This is a genomic window from Streptomyces rapamycinicus NRRL 5491, assembly GCF_024298965.1.
In the GTDB taxonomy this organism is placed as follows: Bacteria; Actinomycetota; Actinomycetes; order Streptomycetales; family Streptomycetaceae; genus Streptomyces; species Streptomyces rapamycinicus.
Map to the genome: position 1 here is coordinate 12,342,151 of NZ_CP085193.1, position 16,080 is coordinate 12,358,230.

A 16,080-nucleotide genomic window follows, 5' to 3' on the forward strand; every position below is an offset into this window, starting at 1 on the left:
GCAAGGGGCGCAGCCCGCTGGGCCTGGGGAGTGGTCGGGCGACACATTTCCCAGGCCCGAGCGCGCCGGTCGCGTCGCAGACACCGGAGAGCTCGCCGGAGGAGCTACCTCCTGCGCGGAGAGCGCAGGGGGAGCGGACGCCGGGATCAGCCGGCAGCGGCCTGCGTCGTGGCTGTCGGCCCATCGGCGGGTTCCCCGCGCTCGGAGAGATCGGCTCCGAGGGTTTCGGGCAGGTAGCGCAGGAGCGTAACCGAGGCGATCAGCGCGACGCCCGCGATGTAGAAGGCCGGGGCGAAGGCGATGCCGGTACCGGTGGCCAATGCTGCCGCGATCAGCGGCCCCGGGCCGCCGATCACGGCCTGGGCGAGGTTGAAGCCGATGGCGCCGCCGCTGACGCGGGTGTGGGGTGGGAAGAGCTCAACGAGCAGTACGCCCAGCATGACGTTCACCAGCGCCTCGAATGCGGCGAACAGCGTCAGGCCCACGAGGGAGAGTCCGACGTCGCCGGTTCCGATGAGCAGGAAGCACGGGACGGCGATGACGCCCAGGCCCATGCCACCGGCGACCACCGTCCTGCGGCGGCCGATGCGGTCGCCGACCATGCCGGCGAGCGGGCAGAGGAGCGAGTAGAGGACGAGTCCGGCGACCGTGAGGAGCAGAGCGTCCGTCTTGCCCCAGCCGACCACGGTGGTGAGGTGGGTGACGACGTAGACCGCCAGGTAGTAGAAGCCGAGGCCCGCCATGGCGGTGCAGGCGAATACCAGGGCGATACGAGCCATGCCATGCCGACCGAGCCGGCGCACGGGATCCTTGGCCACCTGCTGCCTCTGCTCCAGCTCGCGGTAGACCGGAGTGTCCTCCAGCTTGAGTCGCATGTACAGCCCCAAGATCGACAGCGGGGCCGCGAGCAGGAACGGGAGGCGCCAGCCCCAGGCGCTCGCCTGGTCGTCGGGCAGCCACGCGCTGATGGCCAGCGCGGTGAGTCCGGCCAGCAGGACTCCCAGCGCGGCGGTCGCCGAGATGACGCTGCTCCACAGGCCCCGGCGTGCCCGTGGTGCGTACTCGATCAGGTAGGTGGCCGCGCTGGCGTATTCCCCTCCGGCCGAAAAACCCTGGAGGCAGCGCAGCAGGACGATGGCGATGGGCGCCAGGACCCCGATGACGCCGTAGGTGGGGACGAAGGCGATCAGGGTGGTGGACCCGCCCATCAGCAGGACGGAAAGAGCCAGCGCGGGCTTGCGTCCCGCGCGGTCGGCGAACCGGCCGAGGACGAAGCCGCCCGCGGGCCGCACGACGAAGGCGACGCCGAACACCGCGAGGGCGGCCATCAGCGAGCCAGTCGGGGAGTGCGACGGGAAGTAGAGCTCGCCGATGGTGACCGCGAAGAAGCCGTAGATGGCGAAGTCGAACCACTCGAGCAGGTTCCCGGCTGCCGACGCGGCGAGGATTCTCCGGGCGGACGTCCTGCGGACGCTGACCGCCGAGGCGGTGTGAAGGGAGTTCATCGTTGAAGTCCTTGTTCGAGACGCAGATGAGTCGGACGGACGGGGCCGGTGGTTTCACGGGGACGGTGCACAGCTCTGGCTCTTCGTCCCGGCACCATGAATCTCTGCAATTTGTACGTACGTTTTTGGACTGTAGGGACGGCGTGGGATTCACGTCAACCGTTCTGCAAGCAGAAAGGTGATGGTTCCCCTGTGAGGCACCTTGATTTGCTTGTTAATTGGTCCGTACAAGCTCTATTCTGGTTGCGGTAGGCCGCAGCCGGCCCGGTGTGAGCGCCGGGCCCCGGACAGGATGAGACCCCAGTGACGGACAAAGAGCAGCCCGCTTCCCCACGGCGCAAGACGCCCGCGTACCGCCTGCTCACCGACGCGCTGCGCGCGGACATCGAAGAGGGCGTGTACGCCCAGGGGCGCAAGATGCCCACGGAGGAGGTGCTGCGGACCAGGTACAACGTCAGTCGGCACACCGTCCGTCAGGCGCTGCAGACACTGCTGACAGAGGGCCTCATCTACCGGGTGCAGGGCAGCGGGACCTATGTGAGCGGGCGGCAGTCGTCCGGCCGCTATCTGCGCTCGATCGGTTCGCTCGACGAGATCGTCGTCTGGCCCGATACGGAGACCGAGGTGCTCGAGCGGTTCGCCACTCAGGTCGATCCGTCGATCGCGCAGCGCCTTGAGCTGCCCTACATCGAGGTGAGCCGGGCGCTGGTCCGGCGGTCCTTCAAGGGGGTGCCGTTCGTGCTCACCCGCCACTACGTCGCGCCGGAGCTGGGGGACACCCTGCGGGCGGAGGGCATCCCCGCGAAAGGAGAAGGCACGGTCATCGGTTCCGCGGAGCCGTTCCTGGAGCGACCGGTCGCCGGTGCGCGCCAGGACATCACAGCGATGAACGCGCCCGCCGAGGAAGCCGAGTTGATCGGCTGCAAGCCCGGCGACGCCATTTTGCTGATCGAGCGCCTGTACTACGACACGGCGGGCAACTTCGTGGAATTCACCGCCTCCCATTTCAACCCGCGCCGCTACGGCTACCGTATGGAGCTTCGCCGCGCTCAGTGAGCCCGGTGGGGCCGACCGGGTCGGCCCCACCGGTCCCTCGGGTCATCGGGTCATGATCACAGTGGTGACCGAGGCTCCGTCCGTGCCGCTCACCGACCCACCCTTGCAGTAGGCGAGCCCCGTGCGCGCCCCCTCGACCTGCCTGCCCCCGGCCCGGTCCGTCAGCTGCCAGAACAGCTCACAGATCTGCGCCACTCCGGTGGCGCCCACCGGGTGGCCCCGGGAGAGGAGACCCCCGCTGGGGTTGACCGGGAGCCGGCCTCCGAGGCTGGTGTGTCCCGCCTCGGTCAGCCGTGCTCCCTCTCCGCGGGGCAGCACGCCGAGTCCTTCCAGCCGCACGATCTCGGCGATGGTGAAGCAGTCGTGCATCTCGACGAGGTCGATCTCGTCGGCGCCGATGCCCGAGACGCGGTACGCCTCTTCACCCGCCCGTCGTGACACATCCTCCTCGTTCACATCGCCGAGTCCGGTCTGGACGGTGCCGCTGACCAAACCGCAGCCGGCGACCTTCGGCGCGGAGGCGACCCCCAGCCGTCGCAGCCCCGCCTGGCTGGCGACCACTACCGCGGCAGCGCCGTCGCTGATCGGCGAACAGTCGAGAAGCCCGAGCGGCTCCGCGATGGGGCGGGCCGTCAATACGTCCGCGAGCGAGACCGGCTTCTGGTAGTGGGCATAAGGGTTCATGACCGAATGGGCGTGGTTCTTCACCGCGACCATGGCGATCTGTTCGCGGGTCGCGCCGTAGTCGGCTATGTAGCGACGGGCGCTCAGGGCGTGCCCGGCGGCGAAGATGAAGCCGGACGCGGCGTCGAGGTCTCCCGCGTCGGGCTGTACGCCACCCTTGATGCGGTCGGTCATCTTCTCCACGCCGAGAACGAGCACGAGATCGTAGAGACCGGCGCCAACGGCGATCCATGCCTCTCGCAGTGCGGTGGCACCGCTGGAGCAGTAGTTCTCGTGGTTGCTCACCGGCTTGCCCGCCAGGCCGATGCGGGCGCCTATGCGTTGTCCCGCGACGGGGCCGCCGAAGACGTGACCCACGTACAGGGCTTCGATGTCGGCGGGTCCGACTCCGGCGTCGGTCATCGCCTGGCGTGCGGCGCTCGCTCCCATGGTCTCGAGCGTGACCTCGCGCGGATACTTGCCGAACCGGATCATTCCGGCGCCCGCGACGTGGACGGGGTCCAGTGTCATGACGCCTCCTCGGCACGGAAGACGAACATCACCGATGTGTCATCGGGGTTGTCCACGGGGCGTGTTCCCAGCTCTACCGTGGTGCCGACGCGCACCACGTCCGGTGCGATGCCCTCGACCCGCGCCAGCACCCGCACCTCGTCCTCGGGCAGGTCGATGTAGGCGAGCACATAGGGGGTCGCGAGACCGGGCGGTGCCTGGCGCACGACGGCGTAGGAGTAGATCTCGCCACGGCGCGACAGGGGGACCTGGTCTCCGCTGGGGGCGCCGCACGATGGACAGACGTCACGGGGTGGGAACGCCTTGTTGCCGCAGTCGCGACAGTGTGAGGCCAGCAGGGTGGGCGGGTCGGCCGTGAAGACATCAGGCCGGAAGGAAAGGACGGACTGTCCCATGGGGGTGTGCCTCCGCTTCTAGATGACGCCTGCCCGGCGCCAGTGTGCGAGGTCCTGCGGCGTGGCCTCGGCCAGCTCACGCAGTACCTCCTCGTTGTCCTCGCCGAGCTGGGGAGCGGAATGGGGGAGGGGCGGCTCATAACCGTCGAGCAGCGCCGGTGTGCGGATCATCCGCCGCGGGCCGGCGTACGCGTCGTCGATGTCGAGGAACATGTCGCGCGCCGCCAGGTGCGGGCACTCGTAGATCTCCGGCACGGTCTGTACCACGCCTGCGGGCAGTCCGATCTCGGAAAACCGCGCGACGACCTCGCTGCGGGTGCGCGAACGGGTCCACCGTTCGGCTTCCGGACGTATCAGTGAGGAGAAGTTCTCGGCTCGCGACAGCACCGAATCGAGCTTCGGATGGTCGAGAAGATCCTCACGGTCGATCGCCACACACATCCGGCGCCACATTTCGTCCGTGGGGATGATCAGGGCAACGTACCCGTCGCTGGCTTCCAGGGAACCCAGCGGGGCGTAGCCGTCGACTCCGCGGCGGCGCTCGTGCCGGGTGAAGTCCCAGAGCATGAGCTCCCGTTCGAGCAGCGAGGCCGTCGAGTCGTACATGCTCTGGTCGACGAAGGTGCCCCGTCCGGTGACGGCCCTGCCCTGCAGGGCGGCGAGCACCGAGAACGCGGCGTGCACGGCGGTGAAGAGATCGGCGAAACCGGTGATCGTGGGCAGCGGCGGCCCGTCCGCTTCACCCGTGACCGCCATGAGACCGCCCATGGCCTGGATCGCGGTGTCGAACGCGGGTCGGTCGGCGTAGACGCCACGGTGATCGGCCAAGCGGCCGTAGCCGCTGATGGCACAGTAGATCAGCCGCTCGTTGTCCTGGCGCAGCACCTCGTACCCGAGCCCGAGCCGGTCGACCGCGCCGGGACGCAGGTTTTCCACGATGACATCGGCACGGGACGCCAGCCGGCGGTAGACGGCGCGGCCTTCCTCGGTGGTGAGGTCCAGGGTCACCGACCGCTTGTTGCGGTTGTAGCTGAGAAAACCGCCGCTGAGCCGGCCGTTCTTGTCCTCGATCAGGGGATCGTAGGACCGGCGCGGGTCGCCGGTGCCCGGACGCTCGATCTTGATGACATCGGCGCCGAGGTCGGCCAGCATCATGGCGCAGTACGGGGCCGCGATGTATTGGCCCATCTCCAGGACCACCAGCCCGTCGAGCGGCCTCATGTCGACACCTGGGCCGCTGTCACGTGGGGGACGAGCACGGGCTTGATGTCCCGCTGGGCGCGCATGCGGGTGAGCGCCTCGGTGGCCTGCTCCAGCGGGTAGCGGTGGGGTACGAGCGTGCCGAAGTCGTAGCGGCGCCGGGTGTTCTTCATGAACTGCAGTGCCTTGCGGTACTCGGCGATGTGGCCCGACCAGGTGCCCATGATGGTCAGCTGCTGACGAGTGATGAAGCCGGGACGCACCGGCACTTCCTTGCCCGGTCCGTCGATCTGGCCGGTGACCATGTAACGGCCGCCCTCCTTGACCATGCCGAGCCCTTCGGTGAACGCGGTCCGCGCACCGGAGAATTCGAAGACGACATCGGCTCCCCGCCCGCCGAGCAGCCCCCGGACGGCGTCGATACGGTCCTGCGGTTCGGGGGCGTCGGCGATGGACACGATGTCGGTGGCGCCGAAGGAGGTGGCGATCTTCAGCCGGTCCTCGGGGGCGCCGATGGTGATGACCCGTTCGGCGCCGAGGTGGTCGGCGAGCGCGGTGGCGAACAGCCCGAGGGGGCCCGACCCTTGGATGACCACGGTCTCCCATGGGTTGAGCCGGCCGATCCGGTCGAAGGAGTGCACCACCGTTCGCAGGGCACAGCTGGCGGCCGAGGCCCACTCGGTGGGCACCTCGTCCGGCACCTTGACCCGCCCCGAGTTCTGGAAGACGTAGCAGTACTCGGCGAATCCGCCCACGAGGTAGGGGGCTTGGGCGCAACTGGTGAACATGTAGTACTGCCGGTTGGCGCACAGCGTCGGCTGGTTGTCCAGACGGCAGTGTTCGCACTGGTTGCACGACGCGTGGGTGAAGCAGATCCGGTCGCCCGCCCGGAGCGGCTGACCGAAGGTGTCACGCTCCGCGCCCTCGCCGATGCGGACTACGGAGCCGACCATCTCGTGTCCGGGGATTACCGGCAGGCTGAGGGCCTGGCTGCCGGCCAGCGACCCGTCCCACAGATGCAGGTCGGAGCCGCAGACCGTGGCGGCCTCGATCTTGACGAGCAGGGCTCCCGGCTCCAGCTCGGTGGGAATGGGCAGCTCCCTGATCTCCAGGGGCTCGCCGTGTGCGGTGAGTACCGCGGCGCGGCTGGTCTTGGGAACAGTCTCGATCGACATGCCATCACTCCTTTATTGATCAGCCGAGCTTGAACGGGTCGCGGCTCGCGCCGGTCAGCTCGACCCAGACCGACTTCGTCTGGAGGTAGGCGTCCAGGCCCTCGAGCCCGTTCTCCCTGCCGATGCCGCTCTGCCGGAAGCCGCCGTACGGCACGTTGTAGGCGAGCACACGGTAGGAATTGATCCAGATGGATCCGGCGTTGAGCTGGTGGGCGACGCGGTGGGCGCGCTGGATATCTCGTGTCCACACCGCGGCGGCCAGGCCGTAGGCGGTGTCGTTGGCGATCCGGACGGCTTCCTCCTCGCTGTCGAAGGGGATGACCGACAGCACAGGACCGAAGATCTCCTCGCGGGCGACCCGCATGTCGTTGCGCACACCGGTGAGGATCGTGGGCTCGAAAAAGTACCCGTCGCGCAGGTCTCCCTCGGTCGGCCTGCGTCCGCCGGACACCAACGTGGCTCCCTCGCCGAGGCCGATCTCCACATACGAGCACACCTTGTCCAACTGCCCGTCGAAGGCGATGGGCCCCACTTCCGTGGCCGTGTCGAGCGGGTCGCCGAGCTTGATCGTCTTGATGCGTTCGGCCAGCTTGCCGACCAGTTCGTCGTGGATCTCCCGGGCGACGAGCAGCCGGCTGCCGGCGATGCAGGTCTGCCCCGTCGCGGCGAAGATGCCGGCCATGACCCCGTTCATGGCTGCTTCGATGTCGGTGTCGGCGAAGACGATGTTGGGGGACTTGCCTCCGAGTTCGAGGGTCACATCCGCGATGTGCTCGGCGGCCGCCTTCATCACGGCCGTTCCGGTCGCCGTGGAGCCCGTGAAGGTCACCTTGGCCACTCCGGGGTCGGCGGACAGGGCCGCACCGGTCGCTCCGGCACCGGTCACAACGTTGAAAACCCCGTCGGGGAATCCCGCTTCCGCGACGAGTTCAGCGAACTTCAGGGTGGACATCGGGGTCTGCTCGGCCGGTTTGGCCACGAACGCGCAGCCGGCGGCGAGCGCCGGTGCGAGCTTGCTGGCCAGCAGGTACAGCGGGCTGTTCCAGGGCAGGATGGCGGCCACCACGCCGATCGGTTCCCGGCGGGTGTAGGTGAAGAAGTTGGTGTGCGGCGAGGGGATCGTCGACCCCTGGATCTTGTCGGCGGCTCCGGCGAAGTACTCGTAGGTCGCGGGGAGCCCTGCCATCTGGCCCCGGGTTTCACGAATGACCTTGCCGTTGTCCGTGGTCTCGATCTCGGCGAGTTCCTCCGTGTGCTCGGCGATGAGCTGCCCCAGGCGCCGGATGAGGGTGCCCCTCGCCGAGGCGGACATCGTGCCCCATGGCCCGCTCAGTGCGTCGGTCGCGGCCCGGACGGCCTTGCGGACGTCGGCCGCCCCGCCGAGCGGAGCCCTGGCCCACACCTTCCCGGTGAACGGGTCGACCGTCCCGAAGGTCTCTCCCGTCTCGGCGTCCACCCACTTGCCACCGATGTACATCTGCCGGTACTCGACGTCACCGGCTCCACGACGTGACATTTCAAACTTCACCTTCCCGCGGCGCGGCCGCGTCCGTTCTGTGTCCGAGGAGGAGGCCCGCATTCGCCGCGGCCCCCTGCCGGGGTTCTTTCTCGGTATCCGGAAGTTTCAGCGGCGTGAGAGGACCGCTCCCAGGAGCCCGTCCAGGCTGTTCGCCTCCGGCAGCGCTGCGACGGCGGCGAACAGGGCCTCGAGCCCTTCCTCGGTGAACCCGGTCTCCGGCCGTAGCCGCCGGGCGTTGTCCCGCACCTCAGCCGAGTCCCAGGACAGTTCCTGGGAGGAGTCCTCGATCGCCGTCCGGATCTGCCGTCCGTCGACCAGCGTGAGCGTCGCGGCGGCCGTCTTCGGCGGGCGGCTTGCCTCCGGGACGATGACGATGCGCTCGACCAGGTCGAGCAGCGTCGGGTCGTCGAAGCGGGTCAGCGCCGCATAGGTGATGTGCCCTTCGGCCAACGCGACGGCGATGCCGAAACGCACGCTCATCAGCGTCTGCGCCACCTCCCGGAAGGGCCCACTGCTACCCACCCCGGGATAGACGGCCTCGCGCTCGTTCATCCGCACGACCAGCGAGGCCACGTCTGCCGGTTTGACGCCATGCGTGGTGGCGAGCCGTGCCGCGACCAGGGCCGGCGTCTGGTTGAACGCGCAAACCGGGTAGGGCTTGAAGGTGACGTCCAGGATCCTCCAGCGGCGGCCGAGTTCGGCCGCCAGCCCATCCGGCTGTGGAGCCCGCCCTCGGACGAAGCAGTCGAGGAACCCGGCCTGCCCCTCTATCGCGCTGGTTGAGCCTCGCGCTCCGGCCTTGGCCAGTCGCGCGGCGAGCAGGCCGTTCATGGCGGCCACACCGGTCTGGTAATGCCATTCGTCGGTGCCGGCGGCGAACGGTTCGCTGCCACCGCCCGCGAAGGCGGATGCCAGGCCCAGGGCCGAGGCGAGAGGTGAGGCTCCCAGGCCGAGGACACGTCCCGCCGCCGCGGCCGCGGCCAGCGGGCCGAACAGGCCGGTCGCCCGGAACGGCGGTGTGGTCCGCTCGGTCAGTGGGTCGGAGACCGCCGTACCCACCTCATAGCCGGCCAGGACCGCGGCCAGGAACGTCGGGCCGTCCACGCGCTCGGCCTCCGCGGCCGCGAGAGCCGCGGGGATCGTCGCCACCCCGGGGTGGAACGTTCCGTGGGTGTCCTCCTGAGCGCGGGCGTGCAGCAGCGCGCTGTTCGCGAAGGCGGCGAGCGGCGCGGTCGCGGTCCTGCCGGAGGCGAGCAGGTGAGCCTCGCCGCAGTCGGCACCACCGAGTGCCGCCTCAGCCGTCTCGCCGAACCCGACCCCCGCCCCGGCCGCACCGACGACCAGGGCGTGCACGAGGCAGTCCTGGGCACGCGCGACGACTGCCGCCGGCACCTGGTCGAGCTCGATCCCGGCGGCGAAGTCGCCGAGCCGTTCCACCACGCCCGTCATGCCACGCCGTCCACGGTTGACGGGCCGATTCCGCTGCCCCACATGAGGAGTCCTACCTTTCAAGGGTGGTTGCTCTGGTCATTCGTAAGATCGGAGGGCCCAGGGGTTCTGGGTATGGCTGGCATGTGGGCGCCGTTGGCAAGGCTCAAAGGACTTGGCCGCCCGGGACCCCGCGACGACTCGACCGCCAATTGGGAGACGCGACTCGATCGCTGCTGTAGGACAACGTCGGCGAGGTCGTCTGCGGGTGACATGTGAGACGGCGAGCTGGCGGAGGTGGCCGTGCCCGAGATCTGGGCCGGAGTGGACATCGGCAAGGAACACCACCACTGCGTGGTGATCAACGCGGACGGCGAACGGCTGCTGTCGCGCCGGGTCCTGAACGATGAGACCGAGTTGCTTCACCTCATCGGCGATGTCCTGGCGATATCCGCGGACGTGCTGTGGGCCGTCGATCTCAACCACGGCGGAGCTGCCCTGCTGATCTGCCTGCTCCTCAGCCACGATCAGCCGATGGCCTATCTGACCGGCCTGGCAGTCCACCGTGCCTCGGCCACCTACAAGGGCGAAGGCAAGACGGACGCGAAGGACGCCTTTGTCATCGCCGACCAGGCCCGCGTTCGCCGGGACCTCGGGCTGCTGAGGCCCGGTGACGAGATCGCTGTCGACCTGCGCACGCTGACCAACCGGCGCCTTGACGTGGTCTTCGACCGCACCCGGCAGATCAACCGGCTCCGCGCCCAACTGCTGGAGATCTTCCCCGCGTTGGAGCGGTCGCTGGACCTGGTCAATAAAGGCCCGGTGATGCTGCTGACCGGCTACCAGACCCCGGCCGCGATCCGCCGCGCCGGCGTCCAGCGGATCGAGACCTGGCTGAAGAACCGCAAGGTCCGCGGTGCCGCGGCGCTGGCGAAGACGGTTGTGGAGGCCGCCCGGGCCCAGATGACCGCACTGCCCGGCGAGAAGCTGGCGGCCGCCATGGTGGTCCGCCTCGCGAAGGGGGTGATGGCCCTTGATGAGGAGATCGTCGAGCTTGACGCCCTGATCGAGGCCACGTTTCGCGAGCATCCGCACGCCGAGGTGATCCGTAGCCTGCCCGGTATGGGCCCCAAGCTCGGCGCCGAATTCATCGCCGCGACCGGCGGTGACATGGACGCCTTCGGCAGCGCCGACCGCCTGGCCGGCTTCGCCGGCCTTGCCCCCAGGCCCCGTGACTCCGGCCGCGTCAGCGGCAACCTGCGCCGCCCCCGGCGCTACCACCGCGGACTGCTGCGGTCGATGTACCTCTCGGCGATGGTCAGCATCACGACATGCCCCGCGTCCAAGGCGTACTACCAGCGGAAGAGAAGCGAGGGTAAGGGCCACAAGCAGGCCCTGCTCGCGCTCGCCCGCCGCAGGCTCAACGTCCTGTGGGCGATGATCCGTGACGGACAGTGCTACCAAGGTTCACCTCCCGTCACGACTGCGGCTTGACATCACGATTGGGAAGTCCTTTCAGGCCAGGAGAACATTCATCGTGAAATGTCGACACCGGTGCGGCATGCGGCCCACCTATCCGGTCGAGGGGCCGGCACGCGTGCCGGGGACGGAGCTCGTCGGGGAGTGACTCAGCCCTTGCGGGCGTTGATCTCCTCGGTGAGCTGGGGGATGACCTGGAAGAGGTCGCCGACCACGCCGAAGTCGGCCAGGTCGAAGATCGGTGCGTCCGGATCCTTGTTCACCGCGACGATCGTCTTCGATGTCCGCATACCCGCCCGGTGCTGGATGGCGCCGGAGATGCCGTTGGCGATGTAGAGCTGCGGGGAGACGCTCTTGCCGGTCTGCCCGACCTGATGGGAGTGCGGGTACCAGCCGGCGTCCACCGCCGCCCGCGAGGCACCCACCGCGGCGCCGAGGGAGTCGGCGAGCGCCTCGACGATGTGGAAATTCCCTGCGTCACCCACGCCGCGCCCACCCGAGACCACGATCGCCGCCTCGGTCAGCTCCGGGCGCCCCGTCGACTCCCGCGCGGTACGGGCTGTGACCCTGGTGCCCGTGGCCGACTCGCCGAAGGTGACGGCGAGAGGCTCGACCGCGCCCGCGGCCGGCGCCGCCTCCGCGGCCGCCGAGTTCGGCTTGACCGTGATGACCGGTGCGCCCTTGGTCACGCGGGAAGTGAGGGTGAACGCCGCCGCGAACGCCGACTGGGTGGCCACCAGGCCGTCGTCGCCGGGCCGTACGTCGATGGCGCCGGTGACGATCCCGGAGCCGATACGGAGCGCGAGGCGGGCGGCGATCTCGTTCCCTTCCCCGGACGACAGCATCAGCACCGCCGCCGGGGACACCCGTTCGTAGGCGGCCCGCAGGGCGTCCACCTTCGGCACGACGAGGTAGTCGGCGAACTCGGGGGCATCCGCCACGAGCACCCTCACCGCGCCGTGTTCGGCCAAGGCGACGGCGGTGTCCTGAGCGCCGGAACCGAGCGCGAGCGCGACCGGGTCACCGAGGCGACGGGCCAGCGCCAGCAACTCCAGGGTGGGCTTGCGGACCGCGCCGTCCACATGGTCGACGTAAACGAGCACTTCAGTCATGGCCATGCCCTCCTCAGATGAACTTCCTGCTCGCCAGGAACTCGGCCAGCCGCTTTCCCCCCACACCGCCGTCCTCGACCACGGTCCCAGCCGAACGCACCGGACGCTCCGCCGCCGAGTCCACCGTCGTCCAGGCCCCGCTCAGGCCCACCGCATCCGCATCGATGCCCAGATCCGACAGACCCCAGGATTCGACCGGCTTCTTCTTCGCCGCCATGATCCCCTTGAACGATGGGTAGCGGACCTCACCCGACTGATCCGTCACCGAGGCCACCGCTGGCAGCGATGACTCCAGCCACTCGGAGGCGGTGTCACCGTCCCGGCGGCCCCTGACCGTGCCGTCCTCGACCGAGATCTCGGACAGCAGCGTCATCTGCGGCACCCGCAGGCGTTCGGCCAGCAGCGCCGGCACCACGCCCATCGCGCCGTCCGTGGCCGCCATTCCGGAGACCACCAGGTCGTATCCGGCCGTCTCGATCGCCTTCGCCAGGACCAGTGAGGTGCCGATCACGTCCGTGCCGTGCAGTGCCTCGTCCTCCACATGGATGGCCCTGTCGGCACCCATCGCCAGAGCCTTGCGCAGCGCGTCCTCCGCGTCCCGCGGCCCCACCGTGACCACCGTGATCTCGGCATCGTCGCCGTTCTGGCCCCGGCTTTCGGCGATCCGCAGCGCCTGTTCCACGGCGTACTCATCCAGCTCCGACAGCAGCCCGTCCGCGTCGTCCCGGTCGACGGTCAGGTCATCGGCAAAGCGCCGGTCGGCTGCGGCGTCAGGCACATACTTCACGGTAACGACAAGGCGGAAACTCATTGCGCTTCTCCTGAACGGGGGGGGGTGCGGGCCGCGGCGACCGGCGAGGAACAGCGGGCGACGGGCGAGTTCGAGGAGTGGCCGGTCGATCGTCAAGACGGCTCCCTGCGGGTCTCGCTCGTACCGTTCACCGTCGGCAATATTTGTCCGTATGAATCTGCGGCTCAGTTTGTGAGGCAACCTCCGTCCTGTCAACCGTTGTGCGGCTGAGAACCGGACATCCGCCGACAGTCGGGGGTTGACCGTACTCGCATTTTGACCGTACAAATTATTGGCAGTGGGTGCGCTCCAGCGGACCCCGCCCACCTCAGGGAAGGATTCCCAATGACGTTGTCAAGCCGGGGCGGCGACGCCTTGTGACTGGGTCATGCCGCTCTGGCGGCAGGGCTGAGGGTGACGGCCTCGAAGGTCCGGTGGTCGCGTATCAGGGCCCAGAGCACGTTCAGGCGGCGTCTGGCCAGCGCGAGGAGGGCTTGCTTGTGGGACTTTCCCTCGGCGCGTTTGCGCTGGCAGAAGGTCTTGGACTGGGGGCAGTGCATCGCGGCGACCTGGGCGGATAGGTAGAACATGCGCAGCAGTCGGCGGCTATAGCGTCTGGGCCTGCGCAGGTTGCCGCTGACCTTGCCCGAGTCGCGGGGGCGGGCGCGAGTCCGGCGACGCCTGCGAGCCGGTCGGGGCTGCCGAAGGCGGTCATGTCACCGCCGGTCGCGGCGATGAACTCGGCGCCGAGCATGTCGCCGATGCCGGGCATGCTGGTGATCACCTCTGCGTCGGGATGCTCGCGAAACCGGCCCTCGATGAGGGCGTTGAGCTCGGAGATCTCCTCGTCGAGGGCCATCACCTCCCTGGCCAGGGTGTGGACCATCCTCGCGGCGGTCTTCTCCCCGGGGACGACGGTGGACTGGGCCTCGGCAGCGGTGACCGCGGTGTCGGCGGCGCTCTTGGCAGTCCTGAGTGTGCGGACGCCGTGGTTCTTGAGCCGGACCGTCAGCCGGGCGCGGCCGATCCGGCGCAGGGCGGCCGGGGTCCGGTACCCCGTCAGCAGGATGAGCGCGACCTTGGACGTGCTGTAGTCGAAGGCCCGTTCCAGAGCGGGGAAGTACTCAAGGATCTGCGCTCGGAGCCGGTTGATCGCCCTGGTGCGGTCGGCAGACAGGTCCAGGCGGCGGGCGGTCAGGATCTTCAGATCGACCGCGATCTCACTGGTCTCCTGCAAGGGCTGGAGGTCGCGGCGCATGCGGGCCTGGTCGGCGATGACGAAGGCGTCCTTCGCGTCGCTATTGCCGTCGCCCCGGTAGGAGCCGGAGGCGTGGTGGACAGTCCGGCCGGGGGTGTAGAACAGCCGCTGCCCGTGGTTGACCAGCAGGGCGATCCACACAGTGCGGCCCCGCCGGCGTTGAGGTCGACCGCCCAGTGACGGGGTCGCCGTCGGCCAGGGCCAAGACGTCGCCGAGCAGTTGCAGCAGCTCGTCCTCGTTGTTCGGCACCCGGCGCGAGAGCACCTTGGTGCCGTCCGTGTCGATCACGGTGCAGTGGTGTTCGGCCTTGCCCGCGTCTGTCCCTGCCCACAAGTCGGGCACCAGACCCTCCCTCGTCGTTCTCCTGTGCTGTCCCAGCAGACGACCTCGCTGTCACGTCCATACGAGCGATTCGGTTCGCGCATCCCAATCAGCAGCCGAGTCGTCGCGGGATGCCGGGCGGCCAATCCTTCCAAGCCACGACAACGGCTCAACCATGGCAGCCACACCCAGCATCCCTGGGTGTCCCGATCTTACGAATGACCCGGATCAACCCACGAAGAAAGGTATGGAAGCCATGGTGTCCCTCGCCCGGTCCTCGGAGAGCTCAGGGAGCGGTCTGTCCCTTGAGGGCATCACCGTCGTCAGCCTCGAGCAGGCCGTCGCCGCTCCGTTCGCCACCCGGCAGCTGGCGGATCTCGGCGCGGCGGGTCATCAAGGTCGAACGGCCAGAGAGCGGCGACTTCGCGGGGCGTTACGACGAATCCGTGCGCGGGCAGGCGAGCTACTTCGTCTGGCTCAACAGGTCCAAGGAGTCCGTGAGCCTGGACATCAAGTCCGAGGCCGGACGGAAAATCCTCGACGACCTGCCCGACGGGGCGGATGTGTTCGTCCAGAACCTCGCGCCCGGCGCGGCTGCCCGGCTGGGACTGGACGCGGACTCCCTGAGGCGGGTGCACACGTCCCTGGTGGTGTGTGACATCTCCGGCTGCGGCAGCAAGCGGCTCCTGGCCGGCCGAAAGGCTTACGACCTGCTCATCCAGTGTGAGACGGGAGTGGTCTCGCTCAGCGGCAGCGAATCGGAGCCGGCCAAGGCGGGCATCTCGATCGCCGACATGACAGCCGGGATGTACGCCTACTCCGGGATTCTGTCCGCGCTGTACACCCGGGCCACGATGGGCCGGGTACCCGCCGTCGAGGTGCGTCTGTTCGACGCCCTCGCCGAGTGGATGGGTCAGCCGCCTACTACACCCGCTACGAGGGAAAACAGCCGCTGCTGCTGTCGGTGCAGAATGAGCGCGAATGGTCATCCGAAAGCTGTGAGATTTCCTTCGGCGACTTCCGCGTCCCCGCCCACGCCGTGCTCGGGGGCCAGGAGGGCAAGGGGTTCCCGCAGATGATGAGGGGGCTGGAGACCGGCCGGATCCAAGTAGCCGTGCGAGCACTGTGAGTTCGGTGGGCAGCACGGGAGGACGCCCTGAACTACACCCGGGGGCGGGAGAGTTTCGGCAGGCCGATCTGGCGACACCAGTCCGTCGGCAACTACCTGGCGGACATGGCGATCAAGCTCAGCGCGGCTCGGCAGCTGACGTTGCACGCGGCACGTGAGGCCGACGCCGGACGGCGGGTCGATATGGAGGCAGGCATGGCGAAGCTGTTCGCCTTCGAGGTGGCCATGGAGATCGCACTTAACGCGATGCGGGTGCGCGGGGGGTTACGGATACTCCACGGAGTACGACGTCGAGCGCTACTTCCGTGACGCTCCGCTGATGATTGTCGGAGAGGGCACCAACGAGATCCAGCGTGGTGTGATCGCCTCCCAGTTGATGTCCCATGGTGGTCTCGACGCGTGGGGCGGGTAAAATGGCCGCATCATGGTCGGGGGGCGGGACCAGCACTCGGGTACGCCACCGTGCACTCATCCCGGTCGGGCTGCCGCCATGACGGCACCGCCGTCCCGCCAGCCGA

General features: G+C 68.8%; 11 protein-coding genes and 2 pseudogenes. 3 read left to right on the top strand and 10 right to left on the bottom strand.

The window, feature by feature from the left end:
* Positions 1-146: 146 nt before the first annotated feature.
* The gene (locus LIV37_RS50970; RefSeq protein ID WP_020874878.1) at positions 147-1,505 is read right to left on the bottom strand and encodes an MFS transporter; all 1,359 of its coding nucleotides are present in this window, start codon (positions 1,503-1,505) and stop codon (positions 147-149) included.
* 303 nt (positions 1,506-1,808) lie between these two features.
* Between LIV37_RS50970 and LIV37_RS50975 the strand changes: the two genes are divergently transcribed.
* Complete coding sequence (locus LIV37_RS50975) at positions 1,809-2,561, top strand: GntR family transcriptional regulator (RefSeq protein ID WP_020874879.1); 753 nt, start codon at positions 1,809-1,811, stop codon at positions 2,559-2,561.
* A 42-nt stretch (positions 2,562-2,603) separates the two neighbouring features.
* Here LIV37_RS50975 and LIV37_RS50980 read toward each other — a convergent pair whose 3' ends face one another.
* The 6 genes from LIV37_RS50980 to LIV37_RS51005 form a co-directional block, all read right to left on the bottom strand.
* A complete protein-coding gene (locus tag LIV37_RS50980) occupies positions 2,604-3,755 on the bottom strand; it encodes a thiolase family protein (protein WP_020874880.1) in 1,152 nt (383 codons plus the stop codon).
* The gene (locus LIV37_RS50985; protein ID WP_020874881.1) at positions 3,752-4,150 is read right to left on the bottom strand and encodes a Zn-ribbon domain-containing OB-fold protein; all 399 of its coding nucleotides are present in this window, start codon (positions 4,148-4,150) and stop codon (positions 3,752-3,754) included. Before LIV37_RS50985 ends, LIV37_RS50980 begins: the two co-directional genes overlap by 4 nt.
* Before the next feature lie 18 nt (positions 4,151-4,168).
* Positions 4,169-5,371 carry a CaiB/BaiF CoA transferase family protein gene (locus tag LIV37_RS50990; RefSeq protein WP_020874882.1) on the bottom strand — a complete coding sequence of 401 codons (1,203 nt, stop codon included), beginning with the start codon at positions 5,369-5,371 and terminating at the stop codon, positions 4,169-4,171.
* Positions 5,368-6,525 (bottom strand): zinc-binding dehydrogenase, encoded by a 1,158-nt coding sequence (locus LIV37_RS50995; RefSeq protein ID WP_020874883.1) that lies wholly within the window; start codon positions 6,523-6,525, stop codon positions 5,368-5,370. Before LIV37_RS50995 ends, LIV37_RS50990 begins: the two co-directional genes overlap by 4 nt.
* 19 nt (positions 6,526-6,544) lie before the next feature.
* Positions 6,545-8,041: an aldehyde dehydrogenase gene (locus LIV37_RS51000; protein ID WP_020874884.1), complete on the bottom strand. Its 1,497-nt coding sequence runs from the start codon at positions 8,039-8,041 to the stop codon at positions 6,545-6,547.
* 108 nt (positions 8,042-8,149) lie between these two features.
* The gene (locus LIV37_RS51005) at positions 8,150-9,493 is read right to left on the bottom strand and encodes an MmgE/PrpD family protein (RefSeq protein ID WP_121826382.1); all 1,344 of its coding nucleotides are present in this window, start codon (positions 9,491-9,493) and stop codon (positions 8,150-8,152) included.
* Between the two features lie 276 nt (positions 9,494-9,769).
* On the opposite strand from LIV37_RS51005, the gene LIV37_RS51010 reads away from it, so the two are divergent.
* Complete coding sequence (locus tag LIV37_RS51010; protein WP_167525938.1) at positions 9,770-10,966, top strand: IS110 family RNA-guided transposase; 1,197 nt, start codon at positions 9,770-9,772, stop codon at positions 10,964-10,966.
* A 134-nt stretch (positions 10,967-11,100) separates the two neighbouring features.
* Here LIV37_RS51010 and LIV37_RS51015 read toward each other — a convergent pair whose 3' ends face one another.
* The 3 genes and pseudogenes from LIV37_RS51015 to LIV37_RS51025 form a co-directional block, all read right to left on the bottom strand.
* Positions 11,101-12,063, bottom strand: a complete 963-nt coding sequence (locus tag LIV37_RS51015; protein ID WP_121826655.1) for an electron transfer flavoprotein subunit alpha/FixB family protein — start codon at positions 12,061-12,063, stop codon at positions 11,101-11,103.
* Positions 12,064-12,076: 13 nt separating this feature from the next.
* Complete coding sequence (locus LIV37_RS51020; protein WP_121826380.1) at positions 12,077-12,874, bottom strand: electron transfer flavoprotein subunit beta/FixA family protein; 798 nt, start codon at positions 12,872-12,874, stop codon at positions 12,077-12,079.
* A 365-nt stretch (positions 12,875-13,239) separates the two neighbouring features.
* A pseudogene (locus LIV37_RS51025) lies at positions 13,240-14,454 on the bottom strand (IS110 family RNA-guided transposase).
* A 235-nt stretch (positions 14,455-14,689) separates the two neighbouring features.
* On the opposite strand from LIV37_RS51025, the pseudogene LIV37_RS51030 reads away from it, so the two are divergent.
* Positions 14,690-15,974 (top strand): annotated as a pseudogene (locus tag LIV37_RS51030) (CoA transferase).
* Positions 15,975-16,080: the final 106 nt, after the last annotated feature.